The organism is Actinomycetospora straminea (assembly GCF_028737255.1).
In the GTDB taxonomy this organism is placed as follows: Bacteria; Actinomycetota; Actinomycetes; order Mycobacteriales; family Pseudonocardiaceae; genus Actinomycetospora; species Actinomycetospora straminea.
Genome location: NZ_JAQZAN010000007.1, coordinates 110,570 through 129,505, shown reverse-complemented (window position 1 = coordinate 129,505; position 18,936 = coordinate 110,570). Strand labels below are relative to the sequence as shown.

Annotated in this window: 16 protein-coding genes; 10 read left to right on the top strand and 6 right to left on the bottom strand. The window is 74.9% G+C overall.

Annotated elements, in window-relative coordinates; all coding sequences use genetic code 11:
• The first annotated feature begins 146 nt into the window (after positions 1-146).
• Entirely contained in the window at positions 147-1,190 is a 1,044-nt protein-coding gene (locus tag PH190_RS12180; RefSeq protein WP_274231776.1) for an Acg family FMN-binding oxidoreductase, read from the top strand.
• Complete coding sequence (locus PH190_RS12175; protein WP_274231775.1) at positions 1,187-3,643, top strand: glycoside hydrolase family 65 protein; 2,457 nt, start codon at positions 1,187-1,189, stop codon at positions 3,641-3,643. Before PH190_RS12180 ends, PH190_RS12175 begins: the two co-directional genes overlap by 4 nt.
• 31 nt (positions 3,644-3,674) lie before the next feature.
• Here PH190_RS12175 and PH190_RS12170 read toward each other — a convergent pair whose 3' ends face one another.
• Positions 3,675-4,052, bottom strand: a complete 378-nt coding sequence (locus PH190_RS12170; protein ID WP_274231774.1) for a hypothetical protein — start codon at positions 4,050-4,052, stop codon at positions 3,675-3,677.
• 43 nt (positions 4,053-4,095) lie between these two features.
• Positions 4,096-4,443 (bottom strand): ferredoxin, encoded by a 348-nt coding sequence (fdxA, locus tag PH190_RS12165; protein ID WP_274231773.1) that lies wholly within the window; start codon positions 4,441-4,443, stop codon positions 4,096-4,098.
• Between the two features lie 270 nt (positions 4,444-4,713).
• Between fdxA and PH190_RS12160 the strand changes: the two genes are divergently transcribed.
• The 6 genes from PH190_RS12160 (at position 4,714) to PH190_RS12135 (ending at position 13,350) form a co-directional block, all read left to right on the top strand.
• A complete protein-coding gene (locus PH190_RS12160; RefSeq protein WP_420791636.1) occupies positions 4,714-5,937 on the top strand; it encodes an MFS transporter in 1,224 nt (407 codons plus the stop codon).
• Positions 5,938-6,083: 146 nt separating this feature from the next.
• Positions 6,084-9,797 carry a nitrate reductase subunit alpha gene (locus PH190_RS12155; RefSeq protein WP_420791635.1) on the top strand — a complete coding sequence of 1,238 codons (3,714 nt, stop codon included), beginning with the start codon at positions 6,084-6,086 and terminating at the stop codon, positions 9,795-9,797.
• Position 9,798: 1 nt separating this feature from the next.
• A complete protein-coding gene (narH, locus tag PH190_RS12150; RefSeq protein ID WP_274231772.1) occupies positions 9,799-11,469 on the top strand; it encodes a nitrate reductase subunit beta in 1,671 nt (556 codons plus the stop codon).
• Positions 11,466-12,131 (top strand): nitrate reductase molybdenum cofactor assembly chaperone, encoded by a 666-nt coding sequence (gene narJ, locus PH190_RS12145; protein WP_274231771.1) that lies wholly within the window; start codon positions 11,466-11,468, stop codon positions 12,129-12,131. The genes narH and narJ overlap by 4 nt, the downstream gene beginning before the upstream one ends.
• Complete coding sequence (gene narI / locus PH190_RS12140) at positions 12,128-12,874, top strand: respiratory nitrate reductase subunit gamma (protein ID WP_274231770.1); 747 nt, start codon at positions 12,128-12,130, stop codon at positions 12,872-12,874. Before narJ ends, narI begins: the two co-directional genes overlap by 4 nt.
• Positions 12,875-13,077: 203 nt before the next feature.
• A complete protein-coding gene (locus tag PH190_RS12135) occupies positions 13,078-13,350 on the top strand; it encodes a hypothetical protein (protein WP_274231769.1) in 273 nt (90 codons plus the stop codon).
• Between the two features lies 1 nt (position 13,351).
• Here PH190_RS12135 and PH190_RS12130 read toward each other — a convergent pair whose 3' ends face one another.
• Complete coding sequence (locus PH190_RS12130; RefSeq protein ID WP_274231768.1) at positions 13,352-13,849, bottom strand: universal stress protein; 498 nt, start codon at positions 13,847-13,849, stop codon at positions 13,352-13,354.
• A gap of 11 nt (positions 13,850-13,860) precedes the next feature.
• Positions 13,861-14,088: a hypothetical protein gene (locus PH190_RS12125; protein ID WP_274231767.1), complete on the bottom strand. Its 228-nt coding sequence runs from the start codon at positions 14,086-14,088 to the stop codon at positions 13,861-13,863.
• Between the two features lie 231 nt (positions 14,089-14,319).
• On the opposite strand from PH190_RS12125, the gene PH190_RS12120 reads away from it, so the two are divergent.
• Positions 14,320-15,225, top strand: a complete 906-nt coding sequence (locus PH190_RS12120) for a universal stress protein (RefSeq protein ID WP_274231766.1) — start codon at positions 14,320-14,322, stop codon at positions 15,223-15,225.
• 22 nt (positions 15,226-15,247) lie between these two features.
• Here PH190_RS12120 and PH190_RS12115 read toward each other — a convergent pair whose 3' ends face one another.
• The gene (locus PH190_RS12115; RefSeq protein WP_274231765.1) at positions 15,248-15,424 is read right to left on the bottom strand and encodes a hypothetical protein; all 177 of its coding nucleotides are present in this window, start codon (positions 15,422-15,424) and stop codon (positions 15,248-15,250) included.
• Positions 15,425-15,633: 209 nt separating this feature from the next.
• On the opposite strand from PH190_RS12115, the gene PH190_RS12110 reads away from it, so the two are divergent.
• Positions 15,634-18,396 carry a cation-translocating P-type ATPase gene (locus tag PH190_RS12110; RefSeq protein ID WP_274231764.1) on the top strand — a complete coding sequence of 921 codons (2,763 nt, stop codon included), beginning with the start codon at positions 15,634-15,636 and terminating at the stop codon, positions 18,394-18,396.
• 77 nt (positions 18,397-18,473) lie between these two features.
• Here the strand turns inward: PH190_RS12110 and PH190_RS12105 are convergent, their stop codons facing one another.
• A complete protein-coding gene (locus PH190_RS12105) occupies positions 18,474-18,935 on the bottom strand; it encodes a universal stress protein (RefSeq protein ID WP_274231763.1) in 462 nt (153 codons plus the stop codon).
• Position 18,936 lies beyond the last annotated feature (1 nt).

Sequence of the window (18,936 nt, the reverse complement as noted above, 5' to 3'; positions counted from 1 at the left end):
GGCGACCGGTCGTGCCGACGACCGGGTCACGTGCCACGGGGCTGGACGCGGGTCGATCGTCCCGCTCCGCGGGGCACTTCGTGCCTGGTGCCGGGGGCCCTCCGGCGTCCACCGTCGAGGCGGCGACGAGAGACGGGGAGACCGGCATGGAGACGCGCCGCGAGACCGGGGTGACGGCCCCGGCGGGGTCCGGGACGCCGACCGACCCCCGGGAGGCGGTGCTCGCCGCGCTCGAGGGCTCGCTCCGGGCCCCCTCGGAGCACAACACCCAGCCCTGGCGGTGGACGCTCCACCCCGACCGCCTGGAGCTCGCCGTCGACCCGCACCGGCGGCTGCCGTTCACCGACGAGCGCGGCCACGGCGCGCTGCTCGCGTGCGGTGCCGCGCTGCACCACCTGCGCCTCGGTCTCGCCGTCCGCGGCTTCGCCCCGCTCGTGCGGCTCGACCGGGAGGGACCGCCGCAGCACCGGGTGGCGGAGGTCCGCTGGGCGGCGGCCGACGTGGTCCCCGACGACGCACGCCGGCAGGCCGCCGCGATCGGGCGTCGCCGGACCGACCGCCGTCGCTTCGCCCCCGAGCCCGTCGACCCCGGCGTCCTCGACGAGCTCGCCGACGCCGCCCGGGCCTTCGACGGCGTCCTGCACGCCGTCACCGGCCACGCCCGCCGCTGCCTCGTCCACGCGATGCGCGACGCCGCCCGCCTCCAGCTCGACCGGCCCGGCTACCCCGCCGAGCTGCAGCGCTGGACGCACCGCTACGCGGGCGCGGCCGACGGGATCCCCCACGGCGCCCGGCTCACCGAGCCGCACCTCTACGACGACCTCGTGCTGCGGTGGTTCCCCGGCGGGGGCCTCGACCAGCCCCACGGCGGCGCCGACCACGCCGACGCCTCCACCCTGCTCGTCCTGACCGCCGGCGGCGACGACCCGGCCTCGGTCGTGCGGGCCGGCGAGGCGCTCAGCGCGGTCCTCCTCGAGGCGACGGTCCACGACCTCGCCGCGACCCCGATCACCCAGGTCCTCGAGGTGGACGAGACCCGCGAACGCGTCCGCCGGATGGTCGGCAGCCACCCGGTCGTCGTCCTCCGGGTGGGCCGACCCGTCGCCGAGGCGCCGCCGCCCCCGCGCACCCCGCGTCGCGACCTCGCCGCGGTCCTGGTCGACCACGGCGCCGAGCAGGACCCCCGGTGACCCGACCGGACACCTGGACCCTCGTGCTCGACGGCTGGGACCCCGCCGACGAGGGGCGCCGGGAGGCGCTCTGCACCCTCGCCAACGGCTACCTCGGCACCCGCGGGGCGCTGCCGGAGAGCAGCGCGGACGGCGTGCACTACCCCGGCACCTACGCGGCCGGCGTCTTCAACCGGCTCTCCGACGTGGGCGACGGGGTGGCGGTCGAGAACGAGAGCATGGTCAACCTCCCGAACTGGCTCGACCTGCGCGTCGCGGTGGAGGACGAGGCGTGGCTCGACGTGTCGGCCGGGCGGGTGCTGGAGCACCGCACGCAGCTGGACACGGCCCGCGGGGTCCTGCACCGCACCACCCGGTTCGTCGACGGCGCGGGTCGGCACACCCGGCTGCACCAGCGCCGGTTCGTGCACCGGGAGCGCCGGCACCTGGCGGGCCTGCACACCTCGGTCGTCGCCGAGGACTGGAGCGGCCGGCTGACCGTGGCCTCCGGCGTGGACGGCACCGTCACCAACAGCGGGGTGGCCCGCTACCGCCACCTCTCCGGGCGCCACCTCGAGGTCCTCGCGACCGAGGAGACCGCCGACGACACCGTGCTCCTGACCGCCGCCACCACGCAGTCCCGCCACCGCGTCGCCGTCGGTGCCCGCACCCGGGTGACCGCCCCCGCCGACGCGCCCGTCGTCCGCGCACCGGACCTCGCGCCGGGGCGCATCGGTCACCGTCTGACCGTCGGGGTCCGCGCCGGGGAGACGGTGGAGATCGAGAAGATCGCCGCGGTCGTCACGTCCCGGGACGTGGCGATCGCCGAGCCCGCCCTGGCCGCGGCCGGCCTGCTCGCGGAGGCCCCGGGCTTCGAGGAGCTGCTCGCCGAGCACACCCGGAGCTGGGCGCGGCTGTGGCACCGGTGCCGGATCGAGCTGGTCGACGGCGAGCAGCCGGCGTCCCCGACGACCGTGCGCGACCTGCGGCTGGCCGGGTTCCACGTGCTCCAGACCGTCACCCGCCACGCCCTCGACCTGGACGCCGGCCTCCCCGCACGGGGCCTGCACGGCGAGGCCTACCGGGGCCACGTGTTCTGGGACGAGCTGTTCGTCCTCCCCGTCCTCGTGCTGCGGTTCCCCGCCCTGGCCCGCGCCCTACTGCTCTACCGGGTACGACGCCTCGACGCCGCCCGCCGGGCCGCGCGGGCGGCGGGTCACCGCGGGGCGATGTACCCGTGGCAGTCGGGCAGCGACGGCCGCGAGGAGAGCCAGCGGCTGCACCTCAACCCGCTCTCGGGCCGGTGGCTGCCCGACACCAGTGACCGGCAGCGCCACGTCGGCCTCGCGATCGCCTACGACCTGTGGCAGTACGTCCAGGCCACCGGCGACCTGGCCTTCCTCACCGACGAGGGCGGCGCCGAGGTGCTCCTCGAGGTCGCCCGGTTCTTCGCCGACCTGGCCGAGCACGACCCGGCCGACGACCGCTTCCACATCCGCGGGGTGATGGGCCCCGACGAGTACACGACCCGCTATCCCGGGTCGGACCGTCCCGGCATCGACGACAACGCCTACACCAACGTCCTCACCGTCTGGGTCCTCCGCCGGGCGCGGGAGCTGCTCGACCTCCTGCCGCCCTCCCGGCGCGAGGCGCTCACCGCGGCCCTCGACCTGGGACCGACCGAGCTGCGGCACTGGCGGGAGGTCGGCGAGCGCATGGCCGTCCCGATCCACGGCGACGGCGTGATCAGCCAGTTCGCCGGCTACCGCGACCTGCCGGACCTCGACTGGGACGCCTACCGGCGCCGCTACGGCGACCTGCAGCGCCTGGACCGGATCCTCGAGGCCGAGGGCCGCTCGGTGGACGACTACCAGGCCTCCAAGCAGGCCGACGTCCTCATGCTCTTCTACCTCTTCTCCGCCGACGAGCTCCGCGACCTGCTCGGCGGGCTCGGCTACGCCCTGCCGCCCGAGGCGATCCCCCGCACGATCGACCACTACCTGGCCCGCACCGCGCACGGCTCCACCCTCAGCGCGCTGGTGCACGCCTGGGTGCTGGCCCGGGCGCACCGGGAGGAGGCCCTCGACCACTTCGACCGGGTCGTGCGCAGCGACGTCGCCGACCTGCAGGGCGGCACCACCGCCGAGGGCGTGCACCTCGGGGCGATGGCGGGGGCCGTGGACCTCGTGCAGCGCTGCTTCGCCGGCGTCGAGACCCGCGGCGACGTGCTCCGGTTCAACCCCCACTGGCCCGGTCGCTCCGGGGTGCTCGAGCTGACCCTGCAGTACCGGGGCCGGCCGCTGACCGCACGGGTCACCGACCGCGAGGTCTGCGTCGCCGCCGATGACGGTCCCGGACGGCCCGTCCGCGTCGCGGTCGGGGACGAGGTCCACGACCTGTGGCCCGGGCAGACGGTGCGGCTGCGGCTCCCCCGCGCCCCGAGCCCGGTGCCCGCGGGGCGCGGGACCGGGTGACCCGGCGGCGGCGCGCGGCGATCGGCTCTCGTCAACCCCGACCGCCGTCACCGCCGGCCGGGGGCTCTCGCCGCGTCGTGAGGTGGTGGACGGTCGCGAGCAACCAGAGCACCACGGTGAGCACGACGAGGACCGCGAGCACCACCCGGCTGCCGGTGATCAGGGTGATCACCGCCGCGAGCGCGGCGAGCCCGCCCAGCGCGGCGAGCGGGCGCATGACCGCCAGCTCGCTCGCGGCCGTCCGCCAGGACCCTCCCACCACCGCCGCCGTCAGCCCGAGGACGAGCACGACGACCGCGGTGAGCCGGGTGTCGGCCAGCGGCCAGGTCGTGTCCGGGACCGACGCCATGGCGAACGCCGCGACGGCCGCGAGCACGAGGAACCCGGCGACGACGTCGTTCCTCGTCACGGCGCCCCTGCGCCGCCCGGTCGAGGTCATGGTCCCACCCGGATCATCGATCGTCCCTCCGAGGATGTTCGGCCACCAACGAGGTGTCGGCCCCCAGCCGGCCGACCTTGGCCGCGCCGCCCGGGGACGACAGCGGGGCCGACGCGCCGGGCAGCGTCTCGGTGAAGAACCGGGCGTTGTCGGCGGTGAACACCGACCACGCCTCGGGCACGTCGTCCTCGTAGTAGATCGCCTCGACGGGGCACACCGGCTCGCACGCACCACAGTCGACGCACTCGTCGGGATGGATGTAGAGCGCGCGGTCGCCCTCGTAGATGCAGTCCACCGGGCACTCCTCCACGCAGGAACGATCCAGGACGTCGATGCACGGCTCGGCGATCACGTACGTCACGAGGCCTCCTCCCGGACCCACCGGATCACCGGTCGACCGGATGGTCCGTCCTCGATATGCGTCCCGCTGCTCGAGCGGACAAGGGCACCACCGGCCCCGCCTCGTGACCGAAGGTCCCGGACGGGGCGGGACCTCGCCGGTCACACGACGTGACGTTCGGTCCGGATCTCCGGTGCTCTCCGGCTCTCCCGAGGCGGGCGGCACACGTCGGAGGGTCGACGACGACCGGGCCGACGGGCGGGCCGGCGCGAGCCGGTGTGGGGGAGCATCGTGTCGACCACCAGCCAGCCCGGTGCGGGATCCCCGGGCAACGCCACCGTGCCCGGGCGCCCGGGCCTCATGCTGGCCATGGCCACCCTCGGGTTCGCCGTCACCTTCTGGGCGTGGGCGCTGCTCGGTCCGCTCGGCTCGACCCTGCGGGAGCGGCTCGACCTGACCGCCTTCGAGCAGGCCCTCCTCGTGGCCGTGCCGGTGCTGGTCGGTTCGCTCGGACGCATCCCCGTGGGGGCCCTCACCGACCGGCTCGGCGCCCGCACGATGTTCCCGGCCGCCGCCGCGCTGACCGTCCTCCCGGTCCTGTTCCTGGGCCACCTGGCGGATTCCCTGACCGCCTACCTCATCGGCGGCTTCTTCCTCGGCCTGGGGGGCACGACGTTCGCGATCGGCGTGCCCTTCGTCAACGCCTGGTTCCCGCCGGAGCGGCGTGGGTCGGCGCTGGGCGTGTTCGGCGCCGGCATGGGCGGCACCGCGATCGCCGCGTTCAGCACCGTCCAGCTGGCCACCGCGTTCGGACCCGCGTTCCCCTTCGATCTCGTCGCCGGCGTGCTGCTGGCCTACGCCGTCGTCGCGTGGCTCGTCCTGCGCGACCGCCCGGACCGGACCATCGCACCGGGCAGCGTCTGGACGCGGCTGGGCGCGGTGCTGCGTCTGCCCGCGACGTGGCAGCTCTCGTTCCTCTACGCGGTCGCCTTCGGCGGGTTCGTCGCGTTCAGCGTCTACCTGCCGACCTACCTCACCAGCGACTTCGACCTGGAGAAGGCCGACGCCGCGATGCGCACGGCGGGCTTCGTCGTGCTCGCGGTCGCCATGCGCCCGGTGGGTGGGTGGCTCTCCGACCGCTTCGACGCGGTGAAGGTCCTGCTCGCGGCCTACGGCCTGGCGGTCGTGCTCGCGGTGGTCGCGGCGCTGCGCCTTCCGCTCGTCCCCGTCGGGACGGTGGCCTTCCTCGGCCTGGCCCTCGCGCTCGGGCTGGGCACCGGCGCGGTCTTCGCCCTGGTGGCGCGCCTGGTGCCGCCGGAACGGGTCGGCGCGGTGACCGGCGTCGTGGGCGCCGCCGGCGGGCTCGGCGGGTTCTTCCCGCCGCTGGTGATGGGGTCGATCTACGGCCTGACCGGCAGCTACACCATCGGCTTCCTGCTGCTCGCCGCCACGGCAGCGGCGGCCGCGGCGCTCGCCGGCACCGTCGTGCGTCGTCGCGTCGCGGTCCCGGCCTGAGGCGTCGGTGGCGTCCCAGCACAGATCGATCCGCGCCGACGGCGCCCGCCGAGGGACCGGCCGTCCCTCCGCGCACCGGCCTGTCCGGCGGCGTGCCGCCGAGTCACAGCGCCCGGCCTCGCGGAACCCGAGAGAGGAGTTCGTCGGTGACCGATCAGCACGCTGGACGAGGTGCGCGCGAGGACGCCGGGGCGACCGACGGGCCCCTGGCCGACCTCCTGGTCAGGACCGGGCGGTTCTTCACCCGCCGCGAGACCTCGGCCGACCTGCGGGCGGACTTCCGCACCGGGGGCCGCGAGGGCGACGTCTTCTACCGTGACCGCTGGAGCCACGACAAGGTCGTGCGCTCGACCCACGGGGTCAACTGCACCGGGTCGTGCTCGTGGAAGGTCTACGTCAAGGACGGGATCATCACCTGGGAGACCCAGCAGACCGACTACCCGTCGGTGGGCCCCGACTCCCCCGAGTACGAGCCCCGCGGGTGCCCCCGCGGCGCGGCGTTCTCCTGGTACACGTACTCCCCCACCCGCATCCGCCACCCCTACGCGCGCGGCGTCCTCGTCGAGATGTACCGGGAGGCCAAGCAGCGCCTGGGCGACCCCGTGCTCGCCTGGGCCGACGTCGTCGGCGACCCGGAGCGGCGCCGCCGCTACCAGCTCGCGCGCGGCAAGGGCGGTCACGTGCGGGTCACGTGGGCCGAGGCGGTGGAGATGGTCGCCGCCGCGCACGTGCACACGATCCGCGCCCACGGGCCCGACCGCATCGCCGGCTTCTCGCCGATCCCGGCGATGTCGATGGTCAGCCACGCCGCGGGCTCGCGGTTCATCGAGCTCGTCGGCGGCGCGATGACCTCGTTCTACGACTGGTACGCCGACCTCCCGGTGGCCTCGCCCCAGGTCTTCGGCGACCAGACCGACGTCCCCGAGTCCGGGGACTGGTGGAACGCCTCGTACCTGCTCATGTGGGGATCGAACGTTCCCGTGACACGGACACCGGACGCCCACTGGATGGCCGAGGCCCGCTACAAGGGCCAGAAGGTCGTCGTGATCTCCCCGGACTACGCCGACAACACGAAGTTCGCCGACACCTGGCTGCCCGCCCAGCCGGGTACCGACGGTGCGCTGGCCATGGCGATGGGCCACGTCATCCTCACCGAGTTCTTCGTGCGGCGCCGCGTCCCGTTCTTCGTCGACTACGTCCAGCGCTACACCGACCTGCCCTTCCTGGTGACCCTCTCCGAGCGCGACGGCGCGTACGTGCCCGGGAAGTTCCTCACCGCCGCCGACCTCGGCGACGACTCGGAGGGCGCGGCGTGGAAGACCGTGCTCATCGACGGGCGTACCGGGACCCCTGTCGTGCCCAACGGATCCCTCGGTTTCCGCTACACCGACTCCGGCGCCGGCCGGTGGAACCTGGAGCTCGGCGACGTCGCCCCGCAGCTCACCCTGATGGACGGCGAGTCGGCCGAGGTCCTGCTGCCCCGCTTCGACGCGCTCGACGGCAGCGGCGGGGTGCTCCGCCGGGGGGTCCCCACCCGCCGCGTCGGCGGCCGGCTCGTCACGACCGTCTTCGACCTGATGCTCGCCCAGTACGGCGTGCACCGCGGCGGACTGCCGGGCACGTGGCCGAGCGGGTACGACGACGCCGCCGAACCCTGCACGCCCGCGTGGCAGCAGGCCATCACCTCCGTGCCCGCCGAGCAGGTCGTGCGCATCGCGCGAGAGCTCGCGACCAACTCCGAGGAGTCCGGCGGCAAGACCATGATCCTCATGGGCGCCGGCATCTGCCAGTGGTTCCACGGCGACGCCACCTACCGCGCGGTGCTCTCCCTGCTGCTGCTCACCGGGGCGATGGGCCGCAACGGCGGCGGCTGGGCGCACTACGTCGGCCAGGAGAAGTGCCGGCCGGTGACCGGCTGGGCCACGATGGCGATGGCCACCGATTGGCAGCGCCCGCCGCGCCAGATGATCGGGACGGCGTACTGGTACACCCACACCGATCAGTGGCGCTACGACGGCTACCGCGCCGACGCGCTGACCTCGCCGCTCGCCGAGGGCCACCTCGCGGGGATGCACACCATCGACACCCTCGCGCTCTCGGCGCGGCTGGGCTGGATGCCGTCCTACCCGCAGTTCGACCGCAACCCCCTCGACGTGGCCGACGAGGCGGTGGCCGCGGGCACCGACATCGGCGAGTACGTCGCGGGCAGGCTGCGCGACGGCGAGCTGCGGTTCGCCATCGACGACCCGGACGCCCCGGAGAACTGGCCTCGTTGTCTCACGCTCTGGCGGGCGAACCTGCTGGGGTCCTCGGCGAAGGGCGACGAGTACTTCCTCAAGCACCTGCTCGGCACCCACAACAACCTGCTCGCCGAGCAGACCCCGCCGGACCGTCGACCGCGCGACGTCGCGTGGCGGGACGAGGAGCCGCCCAAGGGCAAGCTGGACATGCTGCTCGCGCTGGACTTCCGCATGACCAGCTCCACGCTGCTCGCCGACGTCGTGCTCCCCGCCGCCACCTGGTACGAGAAGCACGACCTCAACACCACCGACATGCACCCCTTCGTGCACGCCTTCACCCCGGCGATCGACCCGCCGTTCGAGACGCGCACCGACTTCGACGCCTTCCACGCGATCGGCCGCCGGTTCTCCGAGCTCGCCGGGCCCCACCTGGGGGTCCGCAAGGACCTGGTGGCCGTCCCCCTGCAGCACGACACCCCGGGCGAGACCGCGCAGCCCGGCGGCCGGGTGCTCGACTGGCGGGCAGGCGGGGTCGAGCCGGTGCCCGGGCGCACGATGCCGAACTTCGTGGTCGTCGAGCGGGACTTCGGTGCCGTCGCCGACAAGATGGCCGCCCTCGGGCCGCTGGTCGACCGGCTGGGCGTCTCCACGAAGGCCGTCACCTACCACCCCGATCAGGAGGTCTCCGCCCTCGCCGCGCAGAACGGCGTGATGCTCGGCGGTGCCGGCGACGGACGTCCGGCCGTCGACACGGACGCGAAGATGGCCGAGGCCATCCTCGCCCTGTCCGCCACCACGAACGGCCGCCTGGCGGTGCAGGGCTTCCGGCAGCTCGAGCGACGCACCGGTACGCACCTCGTGGACCTCGCCGAGGGCAACGAGGAGAAGCGCATCTCCTTCGCCGACACCCAGGCCCGTCCGGTGCCCGTGGTCACCAGCCCGGAGTGGTCGGGCAGCGAGACCGGCGGGCGGCGCTACGCGTCGTTCACCGTCAACGTCGAGCGCTCCAAGCCCTGGCACACGCTCACCGGCCGGATGCACTTCCTGCTCGACCACGACTGGATGCACGAGTTCGGCGAGACCCTCCCGGTCTTCCGGGCCCCGCTGGACATGCAGCGGATGTTCGGCGAGACCCGTCCGGGCGATCGCGGCGCGGACGGTACGTCGGTGACGGTGCGCTACCTGACGCCGCACTCGAAGTGGTCGATCCACTCCGAGTACCAGGACAACCTGTTCATGCTCTCGCTCTCGCGCGGTGGGCCGGTCGTCTGGATGAGCCAGGCCGACGCGGACGCGATCGGGGTGGAGGACAACGACTGGGTCGAGGCCGTGAACCGCAACGGCGTCCTCGTCGTCCGCGCGGTCGTCAGCCACCGGATGCCGCCCGGCACCGTCTTCGTCTACCACGCTCAGGAACGAGTGGTGAACGTGCCGAAGTCGGAGGCCACGGGTCGGCGCGGCGGCATCCACAACTCCGCGACCCGGATCCTGGTCAAGCCGACCCACGTGATCGGCGGCTACGCCCAGCTCTCGTTCGCCTTCAACTACCTCGGTCCGACCGGCAACCAGCGCGACGAGATCACCGTGATCCGGCGTCGCGGCCAGGAGGTGGAGTTCTGACATGAAGGTCATGGCCCAGATGGGCATGGTGATGAACCTGGACAAGTGCATCGGCTGCCACACGTGCTCGGTCACCTGCAAGCAGGCGTGGACCAACCGTGGAGGCGTCGAGTACGTCTGGTTCAACAACGTGGAGACCCGCCCGGGTCAGGGCTACCCGCGTCGGTACCAGGACCAGGAGCGCTGGAAGGGCGGCTGGGTGCGCAACCGGCGCGGCCGGCTGTCGCTCAAGGCCGGCGGCCGGTTCCGCAAGCTCCTGACGATCTTCGCCAACCCGGTGCTGCCGAACATCCGCGACTACTACGAGCCGTGGACCTACGACTACGAGGTCCTCACCGACGCCCCGCTCGGCGACGACTTCCCGGCCGCCCGGCCCAAGTCCCTGCTGTCGGGGCAGCCGATGGACGTCGAGTGGAGCGCCAACTGGGACGACGACCTCGGCGGCGCCCCCGAGCACGGCCCGCGCGACCCGATCGTCGAGCGGCTGCGCCGGGAGTCCGAGGAGAAGGTCAAGTTCTCCTTCGAACAGGCCTTCATGTTCTACCTGCCGCGCATCTGCGAGCACTGCCTCAACCCGTCGTGCGTGGCGTCCTGCCCGTCGGGGGCGATGTACAAGCGCGCCGAGGACGGGATCGTGCTGGTCGACCAGGACCAGTGCCGCGGGTGGCGGATGTGCGTCACCGGCTGCCCGTACAAGAAGGTCTACTTCAACCACCGCACCGGCAAGGCCGAGAAGTGCACGTTCTGCTACCCGCGGGTCGAGGTCGGGCTGCCGACGGTGTGCTCGGAGACCTGTGTCGGGCGCCTGCGCTACATCGGACTGTTCCTCTACGACGCCGACCGTGTCGCGGCCGCGGCCTCCGTCGCGGACGAGAAGGACCTCTACGCCGCGCAGCTCGACCTGCTGCTCGACCCGCACGACCCCGAGGTGCTCGCTGCGGCGCGCCGGGAGGGCATCCCCGAGGACTGGCTCGACGCCGCCCGGCGCTCGCCGGTGTACAAGCTCGCCAAGGAGTACCGCGTCGCGCTGCCGCTGCACCCGGAGTTCCGCACCATGCCGATGGTCTGGTACGTCCCGCCGCTCTCCCCGGTCGTCGACCGGCTGTCCGAGACCGGTCACGACGGCGAGGACTCCGGCAACCTGTTCGGCGCCATCGACGCGTTGCGCATCCCGATCGAGTACCTCGCCGAGCTGTTCACCGCCGGCGACCCCGCACCGGTGGACGCCGTGCTGCGCAAGCTCGCCGCCATGCGGTCCTTCATGCGCGACGTCACCCTCGGCCGCGAGCTCGACGACGCCGTTCCCGCGGCCGTCGGCATGGACGTCGAGCAGATCATGGAGATGTACCGGCTCCTGGCCATCGCCAAGTACGACGAGCGCTACGTCATCCCCACCGCCCACGAAGGCAGGGCCCACGAGCTCGAGGAGCTCGGCTGCAGCCTCGACGTCGACGGCGGACCCGGGATGGTCGCCGGCAGCGGCCCCTTCGGCGAGGCGTCCGGTCGCCCGGCGCCGGTCTCGGTCGAGACCTTCCACGCCCTGCGCGACCGCCAGACCACCGAGGGGATCGCCGACCCGGAGCGGCCAGGCGCGCGCATCGACCTCCTCAACTGGGACGGCCGCGGTCGACCCGACGGCCTGTTCCCGCCCCGCAAGGAGAGCAACCGATGAGCGCACTCACCCGCGGCCGCCCCACGGCCCCCACCCTCGCGCTCGACGAGCAGGCCCACGCCACCCTGCTCCAGGCCGCCTCGGTCTGCCTGCGCTACCCCGACCGCGACGTGCTGGACCTCCTGCCCCTGATCCGCACCTCCGTGCGCGCCGTACCCGAGAGCCCGGCCCGAGCTCACCTGCTGGTCTTCCTCGACGCGCTCGCCCCACGCACCCCCGACGAGCTCGCCGAGCTCTACGTCGCCGTCTTCGACCGACGACGACGCTGCTGCCTCGACCTCACGTGGTGGACCGACGGCGAGACCCGCCGCCGGGGGGCGTCGCTCGCCGCGCTCAAGGAGCGTTACCGCGCCGCCGGCGTCGAGTTCTCCGGCACCGAGCTGCCCGACCACCTGCCCGCGGTGCTCGAGTACGCCGCCCTCGGCCACCTCGCCGACGGCCTGGCGCTGCTCCAGGAGCACCGCGCCGGTCTCGAGCTGCTCCGGCTCGCGCTGCACGACGCCGACGCCCCGTGGGCCGCGGTGCTCCAGGCCGTCTGCGCCCTGCTCCCCGGCCCCTCCCCCACCGACGTCGCCGCCGCCAAGGCCCTGGCCCGCTCCGGCCCGCCCCACGAACAGGTCGGCCTCGACCTCGCCCCCTTCGGAGTCGGAGATCGGCGATGACCGTCCTGGACATCCTGCTCTGGGGTGTCCTGCCCTACGTCGTCGTCGCCGTCGTGGTCACCGGGACGCTCTGGCGCTACCGCTACGACCGCTTCGGCTGGACCACGCGCTCCTCCGAGCTGTACGAGTCCCGGCTCCTGCGCATCGGCAGCCCACTGTTCCACTTCGGCCTGCTCGTCGTCGTCATCGGGCACGTCATCGGGCTGCTCGTCCCCCAGAGCTGGACCGACGCCGTCGGCCTCTCCCAGGAGGCCTACCACCTCCAGGCCCTGGTGCTGGGCGCCCTCGCCGGCGTGTGCACCCTCGCCGGCATCGCGATCCTGATCTACCGCCGGCGCACCACAGGACCGGTCTTCGCGGCCACCACCCGCAACGACAAGATGATGTACCTGGTGCTGGTCGCCGCGATCGTCGCCGGCCTGGCCACCACCCTGCTCGGAGCGACGGGCGGCGAGGAGCACGACTACCGGCTCACCGTCTCGCCCTGGTTCCGCTCGCTGTTCGTGCTGCAACCCGACGTCGCGGCGATGAGCGAGGCCGGTCTCGCGTACCACGTCCACGTCCTCATCGCGTTCGCGCTGTTCGCTCTCTGGCCCTTCACACGTCTCGTGCACGCGTTCACCGCTCCGCTGGGTTACCTGTTCCGTCCCTACGTCGTCTACCGGTCGCGTGCGGGAGGCCCCGCCACCCGCGCGCCGCGACGTGGGTGGGGTGTGGACGCCCCGCCGCCGGGGCGGCGATGACCGTTCGCGCCACCGACCTGGCGGGGCCGAGGACGGTCGGCTCGCCCTGCTCGGGCTGCTGTATCGGACGAGCAGCGGTGACGAGGGCGGACAGGGACCCAGGACCCGCTCCGCAGGGGACCTGCGGCGGCGACGGAGCGACCGGGAGCACCTCGACCCGGAGCGCCGGCGGGAGTGCGCTGGACTCCCCGAGAGGAGCCGCGATGGACATGCCCGAGCGTCGCCGTACCGAGGCCTACGACCTCGCCGCCCAGGTCGTGGCCCTGAGCCGCCGCGGGGTGCCGCGCGCGACCCTGCTCGCCGCCCTCGACCAGGCGCGGACCTCACTGCGCCGCGAGCCCGACCGCGACGTCCGGCGCACCCTGACCTGGGTGGTCGGTGCCGTCGAGCAGGACGAGCAGGCCTCGGCGTGCATCGACGCGGCCCTGCGCGTCGCGGCCCGTGACCTGCAGCGGTCGGCCGAGGACCGGCGGTGAGTCAGGGTGACTCCTCCGCACCGCCGGTGGCCGGGATCGGGACGACCGTGACCGGGCACGTCGCGTGCAGCACGCAGGCGAGACCCACCGACCCGAGCACGACGCTGCCGAACGCTCCGCGCCCGCGGTGACCGACGACGAGCTCGTCGGCGTCACGGGCGACGTCCACCAGTTCCTCCGCCGCCCGCCCCGGCCGGGCCTCGACCGTGATCTCGGGCAGCGTGAGCTCGGCACCCATCGCCGGGGTCACCTCGTCGACCACGCCCTGGGCGACCTGGTGCCCGTGCCGGTGCAGCGTCTCCCCGTCCGGCATCGGGAGGTCCCCGGCGGCGCCCCAGCTCAGGGCCGCCCACATCTCCGGCGGCTCGTAGACCGCAACCACGTGCAGGCGGTCGCCACGGCGCACCGCCGAGCGGATCGCCTCGCGCAAGGCGTACCGCGACCCCGTCGAGCCGTCGACGCCACAGACGACCACCCCGTGCACCGCGTCCTCGGTCATGTCCGTCCCCCTCACACGCCGCTGTCCCGGCCTCGGGGAGCGGCCACCCCGCGGATGAGTCGGCACCGGTCCGCGTCGTGGTGGCCCCCGGCCGGCTCCCAGAGGACCCGCACCTCGTGGCCGTCGGTGAGCCGGACGGTGGCCGGGGCCACGAACGCCCCGCAGAGCTCGCAGCGCCGTGGTTCTCCCTGGTGCAGCCCGAGCACGCGGTCGATGCGGTGCTCCCGCAGCTTGCCCACGACCAGTCACCTCCGAGCCCGTCATGGGATCTCCACCATTGGGCTCGCGCGACGGCACCGGTTCAAGTCCCCGCCGGGGGAATCTCACGTCGCCGCCCGACCGGCCGGCCAGTCCCTTCGCTCAGCGGACATCACCGCGCACCTGCGGACGGGGCGGACGGGGCGGACGACCCGTGCGTGCCGTCCCGGAGCCGGTACCCGTGAGGGCGGGGTTGCGGCAGGCTCGACGGCGTGACCACCGAGATGCCGGGTGTCCCGGCGACGGACACCAGCGGCGGGACGACCGACCGCGCCGCCGACCTCGTGCTCGTGGGCTTCGACGGCTCGCGGGGCGCGGCCCGCGCGATCGCGACGGCTGCGCTGCTGCTGCCGCGGGCGGCCGCGCGCGTGGTGACCGTGTGGACGCCCGCGTCCCCGGACCCGGTCCTCAGGCACCGGGTGACCCGGCTCGCCCGCACCCTCGACCGTCTGGGCGCCCTGATGGAGCAGGAGTCCGCGGCCGACGCGGAGCAGACGGCCGCCGAGGGAGCGGCCCTCGCGCGGGCGGCGGGGTGGTCGGCCGAGCCGGTGACCCACCGTGCCTACGCCGACCCGGGTGCCGTGCTCGCCGGGATCGCCGGGGACCTCCACCCCCGCGCCGTCGTCGTCGGGGCGCGCGGTCTGGGCGGGACGGCGGCGGTGATGGGCAGCGTCTCCGACCTCGCCGCGCACCACAGTCCGGTTCCGGTGCTCGTCGTTCCCCCGCTGCTCAGCCACGAGCGTGCCGCCGCGGCGACGGGCCCGGTGCTGGTCGGCCACGACGGCTCCCCGGGCGCCGAGCACGCGCGCGACGCGGCCGCCGCCCTGCTCCCCCACCGCGACCAGGTCCTGGCCCACGTCCACCACGGCGGCACGACGGAACGGGACGGGGACATCCCCTCGGTCGCCGTCGACCTGCACGCGCACGGACGGGGAGCACGCGCGGTGGCGAACGCGCTGGACGCGGCCGCCGCGGAGCGCGACGCGGGTGTGGTCGTGATCGGCTCGCGCGGACGCTCGGCACTGCGCGAGATGGTGCTGGGCAGCACGGCGATGGCGGTGCTCCACCACGTCCACCGACCGGTCCTGGTGGTGCCGAGGCACGCGTCCCAGGGCTGAGAGGTGGATCCCGCTCGACGGGTCAGCCCGTGCGACCGAGGACGTCGTCGATGAGCTCCTCGATGGGGCGCAACGGGCGGTAGCGCGCGCGGACCGCCGGGGCCGGGGGCGCGGGGGGCCCGGCCGCCGGGTCGGGCGCGGCACCCGGCAGGCCCGCGGCGGGTCCTGTGGCCTCCGATGACGACGCGTCCTCGTCCACGGAACCTCCTCGGGTACGTCGTCGACCTCGGCGCTGGCCCAGGGTGACCGGCCGGGGACCCGCCGTGCAGGGCCGAAGGTCCCGAGCCGGACACCCTCGACCGCTCCCCCACCGGCGCGAGCCGCACGCCGTCGTCGCGGGTCCGTCGGTCCCGCCACCCACGACCCTCGGCCCTGGGTGGAGGGTCCGGGCCACCGGAGGCTCGGGGCGTGCCGAGGACCGCGGGGGGACCGCCGCCAGCCGTCGCGGACGGGCACCACGTCGGGACGGCCGACCTCGACGCCCCCCTCGAGCGGCTCTGGCACGAGCTGCGCTCCGGGCCCGAGGGGCTCGACGAGCGCGACGCCGCCCGTCGCCTCCGGGTGCAGGGACCCAACACCCTGCCCACCCGGCGCGCGGCGTCGTGGCCGCGGGCTCTCGGCCGCCAGGTCGTCCACCCCCTGGCGCTGCTCCTCTGGGCGGCGGCCGGGCTCGCGTTCCTGGCCGGGACCCCGGTGCTCGCCGTCGCGATCGTGGTCGTGGTGGTGCTCAACGCCGTCCTCGCGTTCTGGCAGGAGCAGCACGCCGAGCACGCCGTCGCCGCGCTCGAGGCGTACCTGCCGGCGCGCACCCGGGTGCTCCGCGGCGGGGTGGCCCGGGAGATCCCGGCCGCGGAGGTCGTCGTCGGCGACGTCGTCCTGCTCACCGAGGGTGCCGCGGTCCCGGCCGACGGGCGCCTCGTGGCGGGCGCCGTCGAGGTCGACATGAGCGCGCTGACCGGGGAGTCGGTGCCGGTGGCCCGGCGGGCCGGTGCCCACCCGCCCGGGCCTCTGCTGGAGGCCCCGGACCTCGTCTTCCGCGGCACCACCTGCACGGTCGGCACGGCACGGGCGGTCGTCACCGGCACCGGCGCGCACACCGAGATCGGCCGCATCGCCGCGCTGACCGGGCACGTCGAGCACCGCGAGAGCCCGCTCGAGCAGCAGGTCCGGCGGGTCGCGTGGCTGATCGCCGCGGTCGCCGTCGGGACCGGCGCCGCCTTCCTGCCGATCGGGCTGCTCGCCGGGCTGTCGTTCACCGCCGCGCTGGTGTTCGCGATCGGGCTGCTGGTCGCGAACGTCCCCGAAGGGCTCCTGCCCACCATCACCCTGGCGCTCGCGGCGGGCGTGCGCTCGCTCGCGCGCCACGGCGCGGTCGTGCGCCGGCTCTCGGCGGTCGAGACCCTGGGCTCCACCACGGTCATCTGCACGGACAAGACCGGCACGCTGACCGAGAACCGCATGCGGCCCCACGCCTTCTGGAGCGCGGGGGGCGGGCGCGGTGACCCCGAGCGCGACGCCGCCGCGGCCCCGGTGCTGGCCCGCGTCGCCCAGCGGTGCAGCGACGCCGACCTGCCCGATCCCGCGCGCGGGACCGGGTCCGGCGATCCCACCGAGCTCGCGCTGCTCGCCGTCGCCGCGGCCGCCGGCCTCGACACCCGCGCCGCCGGGCGCGCCCGCGACCGCCGGGCCGACCACGCGTTCGACCCCGTGCACCAGCGCATGACCACGGTGGACGACACCCCCGACGGGCTCGCCGTGCACACCAAGGGCGCGGTGGAGGCCGTGCTGGCCCGCTGCACGGCGATCCGTCGCGGCCGCGACGTCGCGGCGCTGGACGAGGCCGCCCGCGAGGAGGTCCTCCGCGCCACCGACGGCCTCGCGGCGGAGGGGCTGCGGGTGCTGGCGCTCGCCGGCCGGCCCGCGACCGCGGCCGACCTCGTGGCGCCGCGCGAGGAGGTGGAGACCGGGCTCGTGCTCGAGGGGCTCGTCGGCCTCCTGGACCGGCCGCGGGCCTCGGTCCCGCCCGCCGTCGCCCGCTGCCACGCCGCCGGCATCCGGGTGCACGTGGTGACCGGCGACCACCCGGTCACCGCCGAGGCCGTCGCGCGGTCGGTCGGCATCGGCGTGCACGGGCTGCGGGTGGTGGGCGGCGACGAGCTGGCCCGCCTGCGCGAGAGCGAGCTCGACGCGCTGCTCGCCACCGGCGACGAGATCGTCTTCGCCCGGGTCGCCCCCGAGCAGAAGCTGCGGGTCGTCGAGGCCCTCGAGCACCTCGGCGAGGTCGTGGCCGTCACCGGCGACGGCGTCAACGACGCGCCGGCGCTGCGCCGTGCCGACATCGGCGTGGCCATGGGCGCGTCCGGCACCGACGTCGCCCGCGAGGCCGCGACGATGGTGCTGACCGACGACGACTTCGCGAGCATCGAGCGGGCCGTGGCGGCCGGGCGGCGCGTGTACGACGACGTGCGCAAGTTCGTGGTCTACATCTTCGCCCACGCCGTGCCCGAGGTCGTGCCGTTCCTGCTGTTCGCCCTCTCCGGGGGCGCGATCCCCCTCGGGCTGACGGTGCTGCAGATCCTCGCGATCGACCTCGGCACGGAGACCCTCCCCGCGCTGGCCCTCGGTCGCGAGCCCGCCGAGCCCGGCGTCATGGACCGACCGCCGCGACCGCGCTCCGAGGGCGTCATCCGCCCGCGGATGCTCTGGCGGGCCTGGGGCCTGCTCGGCGTCACCTCGGCCCTGCTGACCACCGGGGCGTTCCTGCTCGTGCTGCTGCGCGGCGGGTGGACCCCGGGCGCGCCGACCGGCCCCGGCACCGCCCTGCACCCGGTCTACCTCGAGGCCACCACCGCCACCTTCGTCGGCATCGTCGCCTGCCAGATCGGGACCGCGTTCGCCGCGCGCACCGAGCACGCGTCGCTGCGCTCGGTGGGCCTCGGGACCAACCCGCTCCTGTGGTGGGGCATCGCCTTCGAGGTCGTCGTCACCGCCGCCTTCGTCTACCTGCCCGTCGCGCGCGACGTCGTCGGCACCGCGCCGCTCGACGCCCCGACGGTCGCCCTGCTGCTCGCCTGCGCCCCGATCGTCTGGGGCGTCGACGAGGTCGACCGGTGGCGCCGCCGCCGGCGCACCACCGGGACACCGTCCCCGGACGAGAGGAGGACGCCGTGAACGCTCGGCGCCCGGACGACCGGGCGCTGCGTGCGCCGCGAGGTCCGGCGCTCCTGAGCCGGGGCGACCGGAACGGGTCAGCCGGGCGCCGGGACCACCGTCACCGGGCAGCGGGCGCGCAGCACGCAGCCGAGGGCGACGGGACCGGTGAGCCGGCCGTGGCGCGCCCCCCGACCCCGGTGTCCGACGACCAGGAGGTCCGCGTCGGCCGCGACGTCGACGAGGACGTCCGCGGGCGGACCCGCCACGCCCACGACCTCGATCCCACCGGCCGGCGGTGGCTCGCCGGTTGCCGCCCGCTCGGCGACGACCTCGTCCACCAGCGCGCGGGTCCGGGTCGTCGCCCCGCTGCCCGGGTCGGGCGTGGGCGGGCGGTGGTCGAGGGCGAACAGGTCGGCCCAGTAGTCCACCGGCAGGTAGGAGACCACGACCCGCACCCCGGCGCCGCGCCGCGCCGCCTCGCCCAGGGCGTGGTGCAGGGCGGCGCGGGACCCGTCGGAGCCGTCGACGCCGACGACGACGGCGTGGTCCTCCGCCACC